The following is a 16673-nucleotide window of genomic DNA, read 5'->3' on the forward strand; positions in this document are numbered from 1 at the left end:
GAGGGGAGTGAAACAGTACCTGAAACCGGATGCCTACAAGCAGTGGGAGGGTCCTTGAGACCTGACCGCGTACCTCTTGCATAATGGGTCTGTGACTTAGTGTATCAAGCAAGCTTAAGCCGTTAGGTGTAGGCGCAGCGAAAGCGAGTCTGAATAGGGCGACTTCAGTTTGATGCATTAGACCCGAAACCCGGCGATCTATGCATGACCAGGTTGAAGGTGCGGTAACACGCACTGGAGGACCGAACCGTTCAATGTTGAAAAATTGTCGGATGAGTTGTGCTTAGGGGTGAAAGGCCAATCAAGCCGGGAAATAGCTGGTTCTCCGCGAAATCTATTGAGGTAGAGCGTCGGATGATTGCCGTTGGGGGTAGAGCACTGGATGGTTGCGGGGGTCGCGAGATCTACCAACACTAACCAAACTCCGAATACCAACGAGTCTAGTCCGGCAGACAGACGGCGGGTGCTAAGGTCCGTCGTCAAAAGGGAAACAGCCCTAACCTACAGCTAAGGTCCCCAAGTCATCACTAAGTGGGAAAGCATGTGGGATTTCCAAAACAACCAGGAGGTTGGCTTAGAAGCAGCCATCCTTTAAAGAAAGCGTAACAGCTCACTGGTCTAAATAAGAGATCCTGCGGCGAAGATGTAACGGGGCTAAAGTGATGCACCGAAGCTTAGGGTGTGATCGTTTACGATCACGCGGTAGCGGAGCGTTCCGTAGGCCGTTGAAGCGATCTGGTAATGGGTCGTGGAGGTATCGGAAGTGCGAATGCAGACATGAGTAGCGATTAACAGTGTGAGATGCACTGTCGCCGAAATTCCAAGGGTTCCTGCTTAAAGCTAATCTGAGCAGGGTAAGCCGGCCCCTAAGACGAGCCCGAAGGGGGTAGTCGATGGGAACCACGTTAATATTCGTGGGCCTGGAGGTGTGTGACGGATGGTGTAAATGGTCTGGGCTTATTGGATTGCTCCAGGCTGTGAAATCGTCCCAGGAAATAGCCCCTCCGTATAGACCGTACCCTAAACCGACACAGGTGGAATGGTAGAGTATACCAAGGCGTTTGAGAGAAGTATCCTGAAGGAACTCGGCAAATTGCCTCCGTACCTTCGGAAGAAGGAGGCCCCATATAAGCGCAAGCTCTTATGGGGGGCACAGGCCAGGGGGTAGCGACTGTTTAGCAAAAACACAGGGCTCTGCTAAGTCGGCTTCAAGACGACGTATAGGGCCTGACGCCTGCCCGGTGCCTGAAGGTTAAGAGGAGGTGTGCAAGCACTGAATTGAAGCCCAGGTAAACGGCGGCCGTAACTATAACGGTCCTAAGGTAGCGAAATTCCTTGTCGGGTAAGTTCCGACCTGCACGAATGGCGTAACGACTTCCCCACTGTCTCCAGGATATGCTCAGCGAAATTGAATTCTCCGTGAAGATGCGGAGTACCCGCGGTTAGACGGAAAGACCCCGTGCACCTTTACTGCAACTTCAGAGTGGCATTAGGAAAGAGCTGTGTAGCATAGGTGGGAGGCTTTGAAGCATCGACGCCAGTTGATGTGGAGCCATAGGTGAAATACCACCCTGCTGTTTTCTGATGTCTAACCTCGTACCGTTATCCGGTACAGGGACCCTCTGTGGTGGGTAGTTTGACTGGGGCGGTCGCCTCCTAAAGAGTAACGGAGGCGCGCGATGGTGGGCTCAGGACGGTTGGAAACCGTCTGTTAGAGTGCAATGGCATAAGCCCGCCTGACTGCGAGACTGACAAGTCGAGCAGAGACGAAAGTCGGTCATAGTGATCCGGTGGTCCCTCGTGGAAGGGCCATCGCTCAACGGATAAAAGGTACGCCGGGGATAACAGGCTGATGATTCCCAAGAGCTCATATCGACGGAATCGTTTGGCACCTCGATGTCGGCTCATCACATCCTGGGGCTGGAGCAGGTCCCAAGGGTTTGGCTGTTCGCCAATTAAAGTGGTACGTGAGCTGGGTTCAGAACGTCGCGAGACAGTTTGGTCCCTATCTGCCGTGGGCGTCGAAATTTGAGAGGAGTTGACCCTAGTACGAGAGGACCGGGTTGAACATACCTCTGGTGTACCAGTCGTTCCGCCAGGAGCGCAGCTGGGTAGCTATGTATGGACGGGATAACCGCTGAAAGCATCTAAGCGGGAAGCCTCCCTCGAGATAAGATTTCATCGAGCCGTCGTAGACCACGACGTTGATAGGCTGGATGTGGAAGTGGAGTAATCCATGAAGCTAACCAGTCCTAATTGCTCTGTTCGCGCTTAAACGGTTCATTCGTGAATCGCAGAGTCCCACCATCAATGACAGCACTGGCAACAGGTAGCTTGAATGAGATGGCGTGGTTCTTAAGCCAGCCAGAAATCACGACACACGCAAAACACCGTGCACGGTATCGATTATAAACCCTGATTTTGCGCCAGCTTCATTGCTTGGTGACCATAGCGTCTGTGACCCACCCGATCCCATCCCGAACTCGGCCGTGAAACCAGTCTGCGCCGATGGTACTATTGCTCAAGCACTGGAAGAGTAGGGCGTCGCCAGGCATTGAAGCTCGCGCAAAATCAGCAAAAACCCATTCACATTGTCAAAAAAGGCGGCCCCAAAGCCGCCTTTTTTGCGTTACCCCAAAACCAAGGGGCAACCACGTGTCGCGGGATGGAGCAGCCCGGTAGCTCGTCAGGCTCATAACCTGAAGGTCGTAGGTTCAAATCCTACTCCCGCAACCACCGAAACCGACATTCCACAAAGCCCCGACGCCAAAGCGCCGGGGCTTTGTGCATTCTGCGCCACTCGACGCTGTTCGATCGTAACCGTCCGATTGTTACCGCGGCTTATGGGCCTTGAAGCGCGCGGCGAGCTCGGGATCGTCGATAAAGTCATCGAGGAATTGGTGCCAGGCCTTGGTCGTGAGACGTGCTTGGCTAAGCATGTCCGTCAGTTCTTCCACGCCGTGATCCGTCAGCGCGGTGATGGACTCGTCCAGACCGGTGTGGACGCTGACGATGGCGCCGTAGGTGAGGTTGTCGTCGTTTGAAACGATGGCTTCCAGCAACTCCACGTTCTCGTCGAGTATCTTGGCGACATAGTCGAGGGTGAGCAAGGAAGTGACGGCGGCCATCAGGCGGCCAGTGCTAGCGGGATGGTGAGCGGCACCCAGTTCCAGGGTAACAGCTCGTCGATCCTGTTGATCTTGTGATCGTGGATGCGATTGAGCAAGTCGGTGATGTATGCTTGTGGATCGAGACCGTTCATTTTGGCGCTTTCGATCAGCGTCATGGCGCGGGCGAGGGTTTCGGCGCCTGTTTCGGAGCCGGCGAATAACCAGTTCTTCTTGCCCAGGCATATGGGCCGGACAGCCCGCTCGGCAGCGTTGTTGTCGATGGCGACGCGTCCATCGTCGATAAAGAGGCTGAAGGCGTGCCAGCGCCCCAGGGCGTAGCGAAAGGCCTTCGCCAGGTCTCCCTTGGTCGAGATACGGGTGAGTTGCTTCTCGGCCCAGCTATGCAGAGCCTCAAGCTTGGGTCGGCTCAACTCCTGGCGTATTGCCTGGCGGATATCGGCAGGCTTGCCCGCGATCTTGCGCTCAATGTCGTAGAGTTGCCCGATACGCTCGAGCGCCTCGTGTGCGATCTCGGATTTTTGCGACGTCCAGATGTCATGAAAATCGCGTCGCCAATGCGCAAAGCAGGCCGCTTCCCGGAAGCGAGGCTCACCATCCGCGACGGGTTCGTAGAGCTTAGCATAGCCTTTGTAGGCGTCGGCTTGAAGAATACCGCTTGCGCTGCCCAAGTGCGCCAGCACGTGCTCGGCTTTCCAGTTGGGCGCATAGCGGTAGAGGACGCCAGGCGGCGCGGTGCCGGCCCAAGGCCGCTGATCACAGACATAGCCCCAGATCCGGCCTTGCATCACACCCTTGCCGATACCCTTGGCGCGTCGTTCCGGAGCCAGCACGCGGATCGGTGTATCGTCGGCGTGCAGGATGTCGCTGCCCAGGACCGAGGCCTCGATCCGGTCGATCACCGGCTGCAGGATCCGCATCGAGCGACCACACCAATCGGCCAGCGTGCTGCGTGGGATGTCGGCACCCATGCGCGCGATGATCTCGTTCTGCCGGTACAGCGGCAAATGGTCGTCAAACTTCGAGATCAGCACGTAAGCCAGGAGACTTCCTCCGGCCATGCTACCGGGGATCGGTCGGCTCGGGGCTGGCACCTGGACCATCTTCTCGCAGCAACGGCAGGACTTCTTCGGGCGGACGACTTCGATGACCTGGAGCTTTGCCGTGATCATCTCGAGGATCTCGCTCACGTCTTCGCCGACGAGACGCAGCTCGCCGCCGCACTCCGGACAGGTGCTGCCGGGGTCAAGTTCGTGGCGTTGGCGCGGCGTATCCGCCGAGACGCGTGGGCGCCGAGATGGACGCGGCCCAGGGGTGGTCTCGGCAGACGCGACCGCCGCTTGCGCCTCGGAATCGTCCAGGCCACTTGTCACGAGGCCCTGTTGCGCGACCGAAACAAGCACGTCTTCGAGAGCGAACTCGAGTTGCTCGATCTCGCGTTCGATCTTCTCGGAGGATTTGCCGAAAGCCTGCTTCCTGAGCCTGGCGATCTGCAAACGCAGTGCCTGGACGACCAGGTCATGGGCGCGCAGCGTCGTCGTCAGCTTCTTGTTCTGGGCCTGCAACTGGGCGATCAGCGCCTTGAGAAGGGCCGGGTCTTCGGGAAGATCGGATGCCGCGTTGAGCATGGCTTTTTATACAGGAAATCGGCCGCAAAGCCTAGCAGAACAGCCGCTTTTGCAGAAGAAAAGTTACCCCGCGCGTGTAGGCGGCGCACCCCAGTTCGGACGCCTCCAGTCGATCCCTTCCCACAGCATCGCGAGTTGGGCCGATGTCAGTCGCGCCGCCCCGTCAGCCGCAGAGGGCCAGGGAAAACGGCCGCGCTCCAGGATCTTGTAATAGAGGCAAAATCCCTGACCATCCCAGTAAAGCAGCTTCAGCCTGTCGCCGCGCCGTCCCCGAAAGGCGAATACGGCACCACTGGCCGGCTTCTGTCGCAGCACGGTCTGGGCCAGCATTGCAAGACCCGAAATCCCTTTGCGCATGTCAGTGACGCCGCAGGCGAGATAGACCCTTACGCCGGTGCCCGGTCCGATCATGCAGCTTCCACCGACCGGATAAGCTGGGTCAAGGCAGTAGCCTCGATGCCGGCATCGAAGCGCAGCCGCCGTCCTTGCGCCAGACACAGCTCGACGATCAAGGGCGAGACCACCACCCGGTCATCGAGCACGGGCTCCGCGCTCAGCATGGGCGCCCCGATATCAACCGGCAAAAAGGTCGGCCCGTCCGCCGCAGGCAGCAACCCTCGCTTCCTGAACAGATGGCGCCATTGATAGATCTGGCTTCGCGACACATCGTAGCGCCGCGCGACGCGCGCCAACGTCTCTCCGTTCATTCCCACAGCGGCGACGATCTCGAGCTTCTCCGCGTTGCTCCACCGACGACGCCGTTCCCGGCCCAATATCTCCACCGCCGTCCCTCGCTTTGGCTCAGGACGTCCATAACGACGTCCTTATGGACGTCTCTTACGCGCTCACATCACAGCAAGGCAGGCGGCCTCAACCGGTCGGTTACCATCAATCTTCAGTTCGCCACCTTCAGGCACCAATATGATCGCGTCGATGAGCGACCGGATGACCTCAGCCGCCTCGAAGCGCTTGGTCTCGTCCTCATGCTCCAGCGCTCGATAGAGATTGTCGAGTTGAGCCCGATAATGGTGGGCCATGTTGGGATGGAGCAGGGGAGGGGGCTCCTGGGCCTGGGCGAGGTCGCGCTCCAGTTCCTTCTTGCGTGCTTCCAATCCAACCATCTTGGCGTTGATCTTGTCAGCCGCGCCGCCGCGCAGGATCAGGTTCACCAGCATATCCAGATCACGGTCGATCTTTTTGATCTCTGCCTGAGCGCTGGCTATGGCTGCACCTGCATCGCCCCTTAGCCTATTGGTCTCGCGCGTGAACTCGTCGCAAAACTGTGGATCGGCGTGCAAAAAGGACCCCGTTAGCGGGGTGATCGGCGTCTAAAAGGGACCCCTCATTTCGATGGTTTAAGCAGCCGGCTGGATTTTCAGGCGGCGAGATCGGGATGTTGGTTTTGGAGACAGTTTTACGGATCCGGCGCGAGTATGCCGGAGGCAAGGCGATCAAGGCGATCGCACGGGATCTGCATGTGTCGCGGAAGGTCATCCGCAAAGCGGTCCGAGCGCCGGAGGGCGCCTTTGATTATCAGCGCAAGGTTCAGCCGCTGCCCAGGATCGGTCCGTTTCAGGAGCGCCTGAACACGCTGCTGGAAGAGAACGAGCTGCGCGGCAGGCGTGACCGGCTGCGGATGACGCGGATCCATGACCTGCTGGTGCGCGAAGGCTTTGAGGGTTCTTACGATGCGGTGCGGCGCTATACGACGCGCTGGAAGATCGAGCGGCGCAAAGATGCCGGCGATGGTGTCACGGCCTTCATCCCGCTGATGTTCAGGCCAGGCGAGGCCTACCAGTTCGACTGGAGCCATGAAGATGTTGAGATCGCCGGGGCACCGATGCGGGTGAAGGTCGCGCATATGCGACTGTGTGCCTCACGCGCGGTCTATGTCCGGGCTTATCCTCGTGAGAGCCAGGAGATGCTGTTCGACGCGCATGCGCGCGGCTTTGCTTTCTTCGGCGGCGTGCCAGGGCGCGGCATCTACGATAATATGAAGACGGCTGTGACGAGCGTGTTCACCGGCAAGGAACGCGTCTTCAACCGGCGGTTCCTGATCATGACCGACCATTATATGGTCGAGCCCACGGCCTGCTCGCCTGCGGCGGGATGGGAGAAGGGTCAGGTCGAGAACCAGGTGCAGACGATCCGGGGTCGCTTCTTCCAGCCCCGGTTGCGGTTCGCCAGTCTCGAAGAGCTCAATGGCTGGCTGGAGGCCGAGTGTCGGCGCTGGGCGGAACGGCAGCCCCATCCCGAACAGGGAGAGCTGACCGTGGCGCAGATGCTGGAGATCGAACGATCTGCGCTGCAGCCGATGCTGGGACCGTTCGACGGCTTCAATGAGAGCGAGCATGCTGTGACCGGCACCTGCCTGATCAGCTTCGACCGCAATCGCTACTCGGTGCTATCGACGGTGGCACGACGCACGGTGCAGGTCCGCGCCTATGCCGATCGCATCGTCGTTCGCTGCGGCGAAGAGGTTGTCGCTGAACATCCTCGCTACTTTGGGCGCAACCGCACGATCTATGACCCCTGGCATTATCTGCCAGTGCTGGCCCGCAAGCCTGGCGCGCTGCGGAACGGTGCCCCCTTCCAGGACTGGGATCTGCCACCGGCGCTTGCCCGCCTGCGCCGCAAGCTGGGTAATGGCGACGATGCCGATCGCCGGTTCGTCCGTGTACTGTCGGCCGTACTGACCGATGGCCTGGAGCCTGTCGAAGCCGCTGTGCATGAGGCACTGGCGACGGGCACGGCAAGCGACGACCTGATCCTCAACATCCTGGCACGACGCCGGGAACCGCCGCGTCCGCTGACGATCATCACCTCCGAGGATAGCGCTCTGCGCCATCCCCCGATCGCCGACTGTGCCCGTTACGACCAGCTGAGGACCTTCGATGCAGCGGCATGATATGATCGAGGCCATGCGCGGGCTTGGACTCAAGGGCATGGCGGGCGCGTTCGACGATGCCGTCATCACCGGCCTTCAGCGCCAGCGCACCACCATGGAGATACTGACCGATCTCCTGCGAGCGGAGGCGACGCATCGTCATGCCGCGTCGATCCGATACCGGATGGCCGCTGCCAGGCTGCCAGTCGTAAAGGACATCGATGCCTTCCGGTTCGAGGGTACCCCGATCAACGAGGGGCTTGTGCGTTCATTGCACAGCGGCGCGTTCCTGCCCGCACGGCGCAATATCGTCCTGGTCGGCGGCACAGGCACAGGAAAGACCCATCTGGCCATCGCCATCACCGCCAATGTAGTGCGCTCCGGCGCCCGAGGCCGCTACTTCAACACGGTCGATCTGGTGACCCGCCTCGAAGAGGAGGCCAGGATCGGCAAGAGTGGCGCTCTCGCCGCCCAGCTATCCCGCCTCGATCTGATCGTGCTCGATGAACTGGGCTATCTGCCGTTCGCCCGATCAGGCGGCCAGCTGCTGTTCCACCTGATCAGCAAACTCTATGAGCAGACCAGCGTCATCATCACCACCAACCTCGCCTTTGGCGAGTGGCCCACCGTGTTCGGCGATCCCAAGATGACCACCGCGCTCCTCGACCGCGTCACCCATCATTGCGACATCGTCGAGACCGGCAATGACAGCTGGCGCTTCAAAAACCGCAGCTGATCCCCCCCAGCACCGATCAATTAGAAGATGTTTTGCGCTGCGCGCGCCTCCGGTCGGGCTACGCCCTCCCTACGCCGCGCGCAGCGCAAGGAAGCCCGTCACATCAACGCTCCGCCATCCTGACAGGGGGTCCCTTTTGCGCGCCGATAAGGGGTCCCGTTTGCACGCCGATTGACATCTCTGCCGAATGCCAGGTGTCGGAGCAAGCCGACGTTCGGCACCCTACCGCCGAATAGCGGATGTTGGTCGGCAGGAGAAATGCCAAGTAGGGTGGGGATCTCTGCGGATTGTTCGCAAGCACGTACCTTGCACGGCTAGCCGTCGTAGTTCGAAGACATCCAATCCTCCCTGCCATGCCGGACACGCAGAATGATGACTTGGTGCTCATCTCCCACGTCATAAATCACCAGATGTGCCTTGTAGGGATGTACGCGGACGGGAGGCGATATTTCCTCCCGCAATCGAGCAGCCTGGGGATACTCGGCAAGAAACGCGAATATCGCGCTCAGCCCTTCAAGATAGGTATCGGCTTGAGGTAGTCCGAACTGCTTGATGCCTTCGAGAAAGATGGTTGTCAGATCGTCGGCTGCGGCGCGCGTTAAGCGAAAGCGAGGCACGGTCAGGCTTGCAAGCCAGCCTGGCTGATCGCTCGCGTCCGGATGTCCGCCATCGTCTCGTCGCTCAAACCGCTGGCGCGGGCCTCATCGACAAGGCGCTGCACGACCGCGACTTTGTCGGCGCGTTCTTGGTCCCGGCGGATGAGATCGCGCACATAGTCACTGGCATTGCTATACCGACCAGTGTCAGCTTGCGCTTCGACCCATTGCTTCATCGGATCGGGCAGTGAGATGTTCATCGTAGCCATGGCAACCTCCAAGGGCAAGAAAATAGCAAAGATTGGCAAAGGTTGTCAATTCTCGCCTGACCTGCCCCCGCGAAGAGTGGCCATTGTGCAGCCGACGCCTTCTACGATTCCCCAAGCGCGGCTTGCTCCAAGCCGCGCTAATCTCCCCCGGAGGTCTGCAGCCGTTCTTCAGAATGGCCAATTTTGGCCAATTGCAGAATGATCAGGAAAATGTCTGAAACCTTTAATGCATCCCCCAAGCGCCCGGTCTGGAACGCTGGGCGCGCGGTCGGCGCCAAGCGGGCGCTGAAGCCAAAGCAAATCTGGGAGATCCGCTTTTGCCTTAATCAGCGCCGCCGCCTCAGGGATCGGGCGCTGTTCGACCTTGCAATCTACAGGCTCGTCCCAACCTATGTTCAGATGCCTGGCGCATTGTCGAACTGGTTCGGAAAAGCTCGAAAGGACAGGCCAGGCCACTAGCCCAACCAATCAGTTGTGATCTCGCCCCTATGCCCTTTCGGCGCCAGCGCGGCGCGCAAGGCTTCCAGCAGAGGCGGCAGCACCTGCGTGAAGGCGTAGGGCGGATTGACGATATAAAGGCCCGCGCCGTTGTATAAGCCGGACTGGTCGCCATCGTATAACCAATGCTCCACCCGCAGCAATTTGGGAATGCCGAGTTTGCGTAATTGCTCCCTCCACCGCCCATGCGTGGCGCGGTCTTTCAGCGGATACCAGATCACCGTCACGCCATGCGCCCATTTGCGGTGAGCGGCGGCAAGTGTGGCTGTGATGCGTTCGCGTTCGTCTGCCTGCTCATAAGGCGGATCGACCAGCACCACGCCGCGCGCGGTGCGGGGTGGCACCATCGCCAGCCAAAGCTCGTAAGCGTCGCGCTCATGTACGGCAGCGGTCGTGCCGCGCATCATGCCGCGCAGGGTATAGGCATCCTCGGGATGTTTTTCGTTCAGGATCAGGAAATCCTGCGGCCGAAGAAGCTGCGCCAGAATCCGCGGCGAGCCCGGGTAAAAATGTGCCTCGGTCCCGACATTTACCGCTTGTACGACGGCGCGGTAGTCGTTCAGCAAGGCGTTCGAGTCGGCAAAAGCCCGCTGCACGCCCTGCGTGGACTCGCCGGTGCGTTGGGCATCCTCTCCGTCAAGGTCGTACAGCCCGCAGCCTGCATGGGTGTCGATCAGGGTCAGCGCGCTCTGTTTTTGCTGCAAGGCCCGCACGAGGGCAATTAGCAGGCTGTGCTTGACGACATCGGCGCTATTGCCGGCATGGAAGGAATGGCGATAATTCATTGCGACCCGAATGCTTGACGATCTACATTTATATTTGAGGCCGGGCACGGTTGCCGAGCGCGAAGCGATTGAAGAAACCAATCCGGCGCTAGTATGAAGTCGTGTGGAAACCTTCAATACACTTCTGTACGACGCCTCAAGTCCGCGTTAGCGATCGCTACCAGAGGCGGAGACGCAGGGCTCCGCGCGCATGGAAATGTTCGAACAACGTAACGGACTTGCGCCCGCTCAATGTAGGATGACTTGGATTAGTTAACTGCCGCCGGACAGGAGCAAGCTCGGCCATGGCCCGGGCGAAGTCGGAAATGACATAGCCGCTCACCAAATGCCTCAATACATTCACACTATGTATCGAGGTAGTCATTTAGTCCGTCCGGCTGGACCGGCGCTATGTCTGGGCTCGAACACCCAGTTCAGGTAGGCCGCGATCCTTATACCTCCGCGCTTCAGTCGATCGTCCATCTCCGATCGATGTTTGTAGGCATAGTCCCAGGACATGCTGGCGTCGGCGGGGTAGATCGTCTTGCGTAGCGCGATGCTCTCCGCAATCCACACCGAAGGCGCAGGATCGCTCCAATCGATCACCTGCTCAGGCGAGATCGTGCGCGACAGCCATTGCGCATATTCGGAATAGGACAAGGACCGTTGCGCGATCATCGCTGAGTCCCACACCGAATGAAGGTTGGTCGAGCGGCCGAACCAGGTCACCTTGACATCATTGCCGCCCCGGTCATCCCCACCGCCCGCGTGCAATGGCTGATGCAGATCGCCGATGATGTGCACGATGAAGCGGAGGGCCAGCCGCTTGTCCTCGATCGACGATTTAGGATTGCGCAATGTAGCCGTAAAGCCATCCAGCGCGCTCATGGCATCGCCCTCTGGCGGCGCGTCCTTGCTTTGATAGCTGTCCCCTTGCCTGACCGTCACATAGTGCCAGGGGCCAGCCTTCTTCTGCCAATATTCGGCAGGGTCGGATTTCATGTCGTCGGGCCAGGTCGCTGCCTCGGCGAGATCCTGCGTACCTAGCAGAAGATGGACATGGGCGCGCGCGACGCCGCTCAAATTCTCATCGGCAATGGCACCTGTTATGCGGTGACCGACAGGACCCCACGCCTGAGCGGGCGTGGTCAAAAGCAATGGGATGGCGAGAAGGGAGTATATGCGCATGGCTGTTCCTTGGCGGCATTTCCTCTCCAGGGAAAGATGGTTTGCTGTAGATGGCGTTTCTCTCCGCGTGGCGCGAACCTAGATCGTCCTGTCGGCCCTATCGTCCAGCATCAGCCGTTCGCCCTGCTTCTCTACTATGGCGGCGATCGGCCCTGACATCAGGCTCAGCATGCCAGGAAGATGGAGCGTCACCCGCAGCCGATTGTCTTCCGCATCAACGGTGCAGGGCACTTCGACGCCCATGGTTGCGACCGTCAATGCAAGACGCTCAGCGCTGGGCCATGAATGGGTCACAGTGGCTGCGCCGCCCGGGATGTGCGAGGCCAGTTTGCCAACGCCCCTCTCCATGCGCCGTATGGCCTCGTCGCGACCAAGAGTGTGGGGAATGTCAATTACAGTCGGAGATGCCATGGTCCATGGACGCTTGGACCAAGGATGTGGTTCCGGCTCTGTCGCGTGGGTCCGCATCATGAGGCTGGCGCTGGGGTAGGGGGGTGGTGCTTGACCGGGAAGGGGAGGGACTGCCTGCACGCCCAATCGTGGGCAGCGCTGACCGTTCACTGCCAGGATCGTTCATCGCTCGAGATCAGCCGGTTGGGCGATATCCAGCCACATCGGACAAGGGACCCCCGGCAGTAAACCTTGCTCATCTCGCCTTTACGGCGGGCACCTCGGCAATGCGGGTGGTGTAGTTGGGCGACTTGCTGTCCGATCTGGCCGCCCATTCGCGCTTGAACCCCTGGCTGGCCGGAACGGCCGCGAACTTCCCGAAACGCATGTTGACCTGATCCATGGCGACCATCAACCGATCACGCCTTCCGCTATCGTCCTCGAACAGCGTTCGCGGTCGTCTATCAGCGTCGATGAGGTCTTCCAGCATGACGCCCGCCTTGGTGATGCCATAGCCCTCTCGCCAAGCGCTCTCTATGCCGCGCCGGGCGTAGGCAAGAAGCATGAGGCCATCGTTGGTCATGGGCTGCATGGTGAGCGTCCGCGTCGCAGAATATTGCGGCCGGTCCTGCTTATGCCGATTGGTATGGAAAAATACCGTCAGGCGTCCTGCTACCAGGCCGTGCTGCCGAAGCTTTTCTCCCGCCCGCATCGCATATTGCGCAACGGCGCCCATCAGCATGTCCATATCGGTGACAGGCGTACCAAAGGATCGGGTGACAGCCATGCCCTTGCGCTGAGGCGCTACGGTTTCGATGGCGCACGCCGGAACACCGCGCAATTCAGCGACCAGCCGTTCCAGCACGACACCGCCGATGGCGCGGGCCTGCTTGAGGGCCATGTCGCGCAACTGCCCGGCAGTGCAGATATCCAGGCCTGCCAGTTTGGCCGCCGTTGCCCTGCCGACGCCCCACACATCGTCCACGTCGAACTGGTCGAGTACCCAACGGCATAAGTCTTCGTCGCGCAGGTCGGCGACGCCATCAAATGTCGGGTTTTTCTTCGCCGCCGCATTCGCCAGCTTTGCGAGCGTCTTGGTTGAAGCGATGCCCACACAGGTGGGTATCGTGGTCCACTGCCGGACCTGCGCGCGCATGGCGCGGCTGTGCGCGGCCAGATCCAGATGCTCGAAGCCCGCAAAATCGACAAAGGTTTCATCGATCGAGTAGATTTCGAAATCCCGCGCAAATGGCTCTATCGCCGCCACGACGCGCCGCTGCATATCGCCATAGAGGGCATAGTTGGATGAGAGGACGCGGATGCCATGCTGCCTGATCTTGTTGCGGATGAGATGGACAGGATCCCCCATTTTGATGCCCAGGGCCTTGGCTTCACCCGAACGGGCAATCGCACAGCCGTCATTGTTGGAGAGGACAATGACTGGGACACCAATGAGGCTGGCATCGAACGCTCTTTCGCACGACACATAATAATTGTTGCAGTCAATCAGGGCGACAGGCGCGCTCATCCATATTTGCGGGCCAGTCCGACGACCACGCCCCATATCTCGACATATTCATCCACGATGATGTCAGGAAAGCCATCGGCCTCCGGGACCAGCCACAAGCGCCCATCGCGCCGTCTCAGGCGCTTCAACGTGCGATCGCCATGGATCACAGCGACGACGATATGACCTGCAACAGGCTTTTTTGCCCTGCTAACGATGATCAGATCGCCGTCGGTAATCCCGGCTCCGGTCATGGAATATCCATCGGCGCGCATGATGTAGCTTGCAGCCGGATGCTCAACCAGCCAGTCGGCCAGATTGATGGGTTCCTCCATGTCGTCCTGCGCAGGCGAAGGAAAGCCTGCCGGCAGGCTCACCAGCAGCAGCGGCAGATCGGGCATGGCAAGGCAAATGGGTATGGGTTCAAACATCAAATAGGCCACGAATCAGAGACCCGATCCAGCATAGCCTGATTGTCCGAAACGGTGATTTGTTCTTTTTATGTTCTAGTCTTGAACGGCCATCCGCGCGGCAGGATATGCCCTCGCCATCGCACAGGCACCGTCATAATCGGTCGATAGCCATGCCTGATAATCGCCGGGCTCAACTATGACCGGCATGGCTTTGGGATGGAGCGCCGCGACCAGCGCATTGGGTTGGCAGGTCAGAAACGCATAGACCGGACCCTGGTCGCTCTGCCGCCATATTCCAGCGAACGCCGCGATCGGCTGGTCGATCACGTTGAACCACCACTCAGCGCGACCTTCCCCGGTCCTGGGTTCCGCAAATGTCGAGAAGGGGACGAGGCACCGCTGCAGAGGATTGGCCAGCATCGACTTCCAGAATGGGCTGCTGAGATTCCGCACATTGGTGACGCGCTTTTCAAGCATCTTTCCGCTCTTGCCTTTGACGTGGGTTGGCACGCCCCAGGACATGACATCGCTTCGGATCGCCCCGTCATCGTTGCGAACGATCATACCCGGCTTTTTGGGCCAGACGTCCGTCGCGAACGCGGCGTTGGGCTGGCGGATATCGAACCCCGCATAGTCCCGCCAACCGGGGATCTTGTCGGGGTCGGTTCGATAATGATTGCACATCCAGGCAGCCTAGCGATCGCCAATTTCATCGCAAGCCTCTTGCGTCGTTCCTGATATGTTCTTTACGATCAGACCCATGACTCACCCTGATTCTCTTTGGCTCGCGCAGAGCCTGCTTCACGCCCCGGCCTGGGCACGCGTCGCCCTCACTGCACCCAACGAGCGCCTGCGCGAACAGGCCGCGGTGGAACTGGCGCAAAGCGTCATCGCGGCTATCGAGCATCCCCCCACAATCCCTGACATCCGCCAGATGACGCTGCCCCTGTGACGCAAAGCCTGCCGTACATCCGCGTGATGCACATGGTCAGCGATGCTGAATAGTCTGCTGCTTTCCTGATCTTGAGCAATAGACGGCATAGCGGCTGTGCAATTCGGCACCGCCACGCTAGCGTCTCGGTTTAGGCGATCGGGAACAGGTATGAACGGATATGTGCGTTTGGAAACGGTGGACGGCGATTTCGTGGCCGTCAATGTCGATCGGGTCAGCTTCGTTCGGCGCTACCGCGGTGAGCACGACACCAGTGCGGTCAATTTCGAGAAGGGAAATTATATCGTCGTCAAAGGCAGTCTCGACAGCGTCATGACCATCCTGGCCGAAGGCTGAAGCGAGGCTCATGCTTGCCGTCCTATCCGCGGTCGTTCTGGCATCCGGGCAGGCCTTTGCCTGTACGCCGACCCGTGTCTGGGACGGGGACGGCCCTATCTGGTGTGCGGAAGGTCCAAAGATACGGTTGGCCGGTATCGCGGCGCGCGAGATGGACGGCACATGCAAACAGGGGCACCCCTGTCCCAAGGCATCGGCTATTGCAGCGCGAGACCGGCTGGTGCGCTTGCTGGGCGGCGCGAAAGGCAAGGCGCGGACCGGCCATATTCTTGTATCGGCGCCGGCCATGCGCTGCGTCTCAAATGGATCGGCGCGGGGCGGTCGCACAGGCGCATGGTGCAGTCTGCCCGGCACGGGCGACATAAGCTGCGCGATGATCAGGTCCGGCACTGTCCTGCGATGGGATCGTTATGCGCGGGGACATTGTCGCTGATGCCAAGGGGAACGCGCCATGAGCTGACCGGCATTCTTCTGGAAGGCGACTTCTATCCGGTGCTGCGTGTAGCCGATGGAGGCGAGTGGCGACTGGAGATCACCAAGGCCTGGCGACCTCTGCTGGGCAAGCGCGTTGCCATCATCGGCGTGCGCGACGGTTTCGATCTGATTGCGGTCGAACGGATCACCCTGGCATGACGCAAGACCAGCTTTTGTGGGGGGCGGTCTCCATACTGATGAAGCAGCATGGTGAGCACGCACCGCGCAGAGTGGCCGAACGGATCGGTGCCCTTGCCGTTGCGGGAGACATGGCTGGCGTGGCAATGTGGAAAGATATTGCACGCCGGATGGACATGATGATGCGGTCGCCTGTCCAATAGCCGATCATCGCCCTGGCCATTACATTCGTAGCATGGCAGGCGGTGTTCGCAGCAGGCGTTAGCCCTCCTGATCCTGGAGCGATCCATGGGACAGCGCATCGGCGATCATGGCGGCGAGCGTTTCTTCGGCCCGTCCGCGGGCATTGAGGTCCTTTGACGACAGGTCGTGGCGAAGCCATTGCGGGGCGCGGGCAATGACACGGATGATCAGCTCGGAGGTTTCCTGGTCCATGCGGGCCCTATGAGTGGTCGCGTGCGGACAAGCAATCATCAAGGGGACACTCCCAAGGCGATCGTGATGAAAGCAGGGGACGCATAAAAAAAGCCCCGCCAGAGCAAGGCTCGCGGCGGGACCGAAGTTCAGGGAGGTGCCGCTCCAAAGGGGGAAGAAGCGACAGGCATGAAATAGCATGTTGCGATGAATGACGGGTGAAGCAGCTATTCATGAGCGCTGCAGCTCGGTTTTCTCGAGCAAACTATGCGGCTGCACGGCATCGGAGCGCAAAAGCCAGGTCACATTCGTCAGCAGACAGCGCTAGCGGAACCTCGCCATTGTCCATCTGTTC

The 16673-nt window shown here is 59.7% G+C and carries 21 protein-coding genes, 1 tRNA gene, 2 rRNA genes and 1 pseudogene (1 of these 25 cut by a window edge); 11 read left to right on the forward strand and 14 right to left on the reverse strand.

Annotated features, from left to right (window positions below; translation table 11 throughout):
• The 3 genes from OVY48_RS03015 to OVY48_RS03025 form a co-directional block, all read left to right on the forward strand.
• Positions 1–2275, forward strand: a 23S ribosomal RNA gene (locus OVY48_RS03015); it begins 521 nt to the left of the window's first position.
• Between the two features lie 163 nt (positions 2276–2438).
• Positions 2439–2553: ribosomal RNA gene (gene rrf, locus OVY48_RS03020) — 5S ribosomal RNA — on the forward strand.
• Between the two features lie 106 nt (positions 2554–2659).
• A tRNA-Met gene (locus OVY48_RS03025) sits at positions 2660–2736 on the forward strand.
• A gap of 95 nt (positions 2737–2831) precedes the next feature.
• Here the strand turns inward: OVY48_RS03025 and OVY48_RS03030 are convergent.
• The 5 genes from OVY48_RS03030 to OVY48_RS03050 all read right to left on the reverse strand — a co-directional run bounded on the left by OVY48_RS03030 (position 2832) and on the right by OVY48_RS03050 (position 6054).
• Complete coding sequence (locus OVY48_RS03030; RefSeq protein WP_313921605.1) at positions 2832–3128, reverse strand: hypothetical protein; 297 nt, start codon at positions 3126–3128, stop codon at positions 2832–2834.
• Positions 3128–4756, reverse strand: a complete 1629-nt coding sequence (tnpC, locus tag OVY48_RS03035; RefSeq protein WP_313921664.1) for an IS66 family transposase — start codon at positions 4754–4756, stop codon at positions 3128–3130. The genes OVY48_RS03030 and tnpC overlap by 1 nt, the downstream gene beginning before the upstream one ends.
• A gap of 63 nt (positions 4757–4819) precedes the next feature.
• Entirely contained in the window at positions 4820–5167 is a 348-nt protein-coding gene (gene tnpB, locus OVY48_RS03040) for an IS66 family insertion sequence element accessory protein TnpB (protein ID WP_096064158.1), read from the reverse strand.
• Positions 5164–5538 carry an IS66-like element accessory protein TnpA gene (gene tnpA, locus OVY48_RS03045; RefSeq protein WP_313921603.1) on the reverse strand — a complete coding sequence of 125 codons (375 nt, stop codon included), beginning with the start codon at positions 5536–5538 and terminating at the stop codon, positions 5164–5166. Before tnpA ends, tnpB begins: the two co-directional genes overlap by 4 nt.
• Before the next feature lie 63 nt (positions 5539–5601).
• Positions 5602–6054: a hypothetical protein gene (locus OVY48_RS03050; RefSeq protein WP_313921811.1), complete on the reverse strand. Its 453-nt coding sequence runs from the start codon at positions 6052–6054 to the stop codon at positions 5602–5604.
• 95 nt (positions 6055–6149) lie between these two features.
• On the opposite strand from OVY48_RS03050, the gene istA reads away from it, so the two are divergent.
• A complete protein-coding gene (istA, locus tag OVY48_RS03055; RefSeq protein ID WP_313921615.1) occupies positions 6150–7664 on the forward strand; it encodes an IS21 family transposase in 1515 nt (504 codons plus the stop codon).
• Entirely contained in the window at positions 7651–8379 is a 729-nt protein-coding gene (gene istB, locus OVY48_RS03060; protein WP_313921616.1) for an IS21-like element helper ATPase IstB, read from the forward strand. The genes istA and istB overlap by 14 nt, the downstream gene beginning before the upstream one ends.
• A gap of 314 nt (positions 8380–8693) precedes the next feature.
• Here the strand turns inward: istB and OVY48_RS03065 are convergent, their stop codons facing one another.
• Positions 8694–8996, reverse strand: coding sequence for a type II toxin-antitoxin system RelE/ParE family toxin (locus tag OVY48_RS03065; RefSeq protein ID WP_313921812.1), 303 nt, complete (start codon positions 8994–8996; stop codon positions 8694–8696).
• Between the two features lie 2 nt (positions 8997–8998).
• Positions 8999–9244 (reverse strand): type II toxin-antitoxin system ParD family antitoxin, encoded by a 246-nt coding sequence (locus OVY48_RS03070; RefSeq protein ID WP_069064224.1) that lies wholly within the window; start codon positions 9242–9244, stop codon positions 8999–9001.
• Positions 9245–9442: 198 nt separating this feature from the next.
• Between OVY48_RS03070 and OVY48_RS03075 the strand changes: the two are divergent.
• Positions 9443–9616, forward strand: a pseudogene (locus OVY48_RS03075) (integrase); the annotation flags it as partial.
• A gap of 83 nt (positions 9617–9699) precedes the next feature.
• Here OVY48_RS03075 and OVY48_RS03080 read toward each other — a convergent pair.
• From OVY48_RS03080 to OVY48_RS03105, 6 genes are all read right to left on the reverse strand, one after another.
• Complete coding sequence (locus tag OVY48_RS03080; RefSeq protein WP_069064226.1) at positions 9700–10527, reverse strand: 23S rRNA (adenine(2030)-N(6))-methyltransferase RlmJ; 828 nt, start codon at positions 10525–10527, stop codon at positions 9700–9702.
• Between the two features lie 360 nt (positions 10528–10887).
• Positions 10888–11694, reverse strand: a complete 807-nt coding sequence (locus OVY48_RS03085; protein ID WP_313921813.1) for a S1/P1 nuclease — start codon at positions 11692–11694, stop codon at positions 10888–10890.
• Positions 11695–11772: 78 nt separating this feature from the next.
• Positions 11773–12165: a polyhydroxyalkanoic acid system family protein gene (locus OVY48_RS03090; RefSeq protein ID WP_083216991.1), complete on the reverse strand. Its 393-nt coding sequence runs from the start codon at positions 12163–12165 to the stop codon at positions 11773–11775.
• Positions 12166–12340: 175 nt separating this feature from the next.
• Positions 12341–13612 carry a Y-family DNA polymerase gene (locus OVY48_RS03095; RefSeq protein WP_313921814.1) on the reverse strand — a complete coding sequence of 424 codons (1272 nt, stop codon included), beginning with the start codon at positions 13610–13612 and terminating at the stop codon, positions 12341–12343.
• Positions 13609–14022: a translesion error-prone DNA polymerase V autoproteolytic subunit gene (locus OVY48_RS03100; protein ID WP_313921815.1), complete on the reverse strand. Its 414-nt coding sequence runs from the start codon at positions 14020–14022 to the stop codon at positions 13609–13611. Before OVY48_RS03100 ends, OVY48_RS03095 begins: the two co-directional genes overlap by 4 nt.
• Before the next feature lie 75 nt (positions 14023–14097).
• The gene (locus tag OVY48_RS03105; RefSeq protein ID WP_313921816.1) at positions 14098–14688 is read right to left on the reverse strand and encodes an SOS response-associated peptidase family protein; all 591 of its coding nucleotides are present in this window, start codon (positions 14686–14688) and stop codon (positions 14098–14100) included.
• 76 nt (positions 14689–14764) lie between these two features.
• Here OVY48_RS03105 and OVY48_RS03110 point away from each other — a divergent pair, with 76 nt between their 5' ends.
• The 5 genes from OVY48_RS03110 (at position 14765) to OVY48_RS23845 (ending at position 16107) form a co-directional block, all read left to right on the forward strand.
• On the forward strand, positions 14765–14956 hold the full coding sequence (locus tag OVY48_RS03110; RefSeq protein ID WP_037472503.1) for a DUF6771 family protein: 192 nt from the start codon (positions 14765–14767) through the stop codon (positions 14954–14956).
• Between the two features lie 150 nt (positions 14957–15106).
• A complete protein-coding gene (locus tag OVY48_RS03115; RefSeq protein ID WP_313921817.1) occupies positions 15107–15292 on the forward strand; it encodes a hypothetical protein in 186 nt (61 codons plus the stop codon).
• 10 nt (positions 15293–15302) lie between these two features.
• Entirely contained in the window at positions 15303–15725 is a 423-nt protein-coding gene (locus OVY48_RS03120) for a hypothetical protein (RefSeq protein WP_313921818.1), read from the forward strand.
• Positions 15725–15925: a DUF5818 domain-containing protein gene (locus OVY48_RS03125; RefSeq protein ID WP_313921819.1), complete on the forward strand. Its 201-nt coding sequence runs from the start codon at positions 15725–15727 to the stop codon at positions 15923–15925. Before OVY48_RS03120 ends, OVY48_RS03125 begins: the two co-directional genes overlap by 1 nt.
• Positions 15922–16107, forward strand: coding sequence for a DUF6961 family protein (locus OVY48_RS23845; RefSeq protein WP_409592830.1), 186 nt, complete (start codon positions 15922–15924; stop codon positions 16105–16107). The genes OVY48_RS03125 and OVY48_RS23845 overlap by 4 nt, the downstream gene beginning before the upstream one ends.
• 58 nt (positions 16108–16165) lie before the next feature.
• Here OVY48_RS23845 and OVY48_RS03130 read toward each other — a convergent pair whose 3' ends face one another.
• Entirely contained in the window at positions 16166–16339 is a 174-nt protein-coding gene (locus OVY48_RS03130) for a DUF6771 family protein (protein ID WP_313921820.1), read from the reverse strand.
• Positions 16340–16673 lie beyond the last annotated feature (334 nt).

Source organism: Sphingobium sp. SA2, assembly GCF_032227065.1.
Taxonomy (GTDB): Bacteria; Pseudomonadota; Alphaproteobacteria; order Sphingomonadales; family Sphingomonadaceae; genus Sphingobium.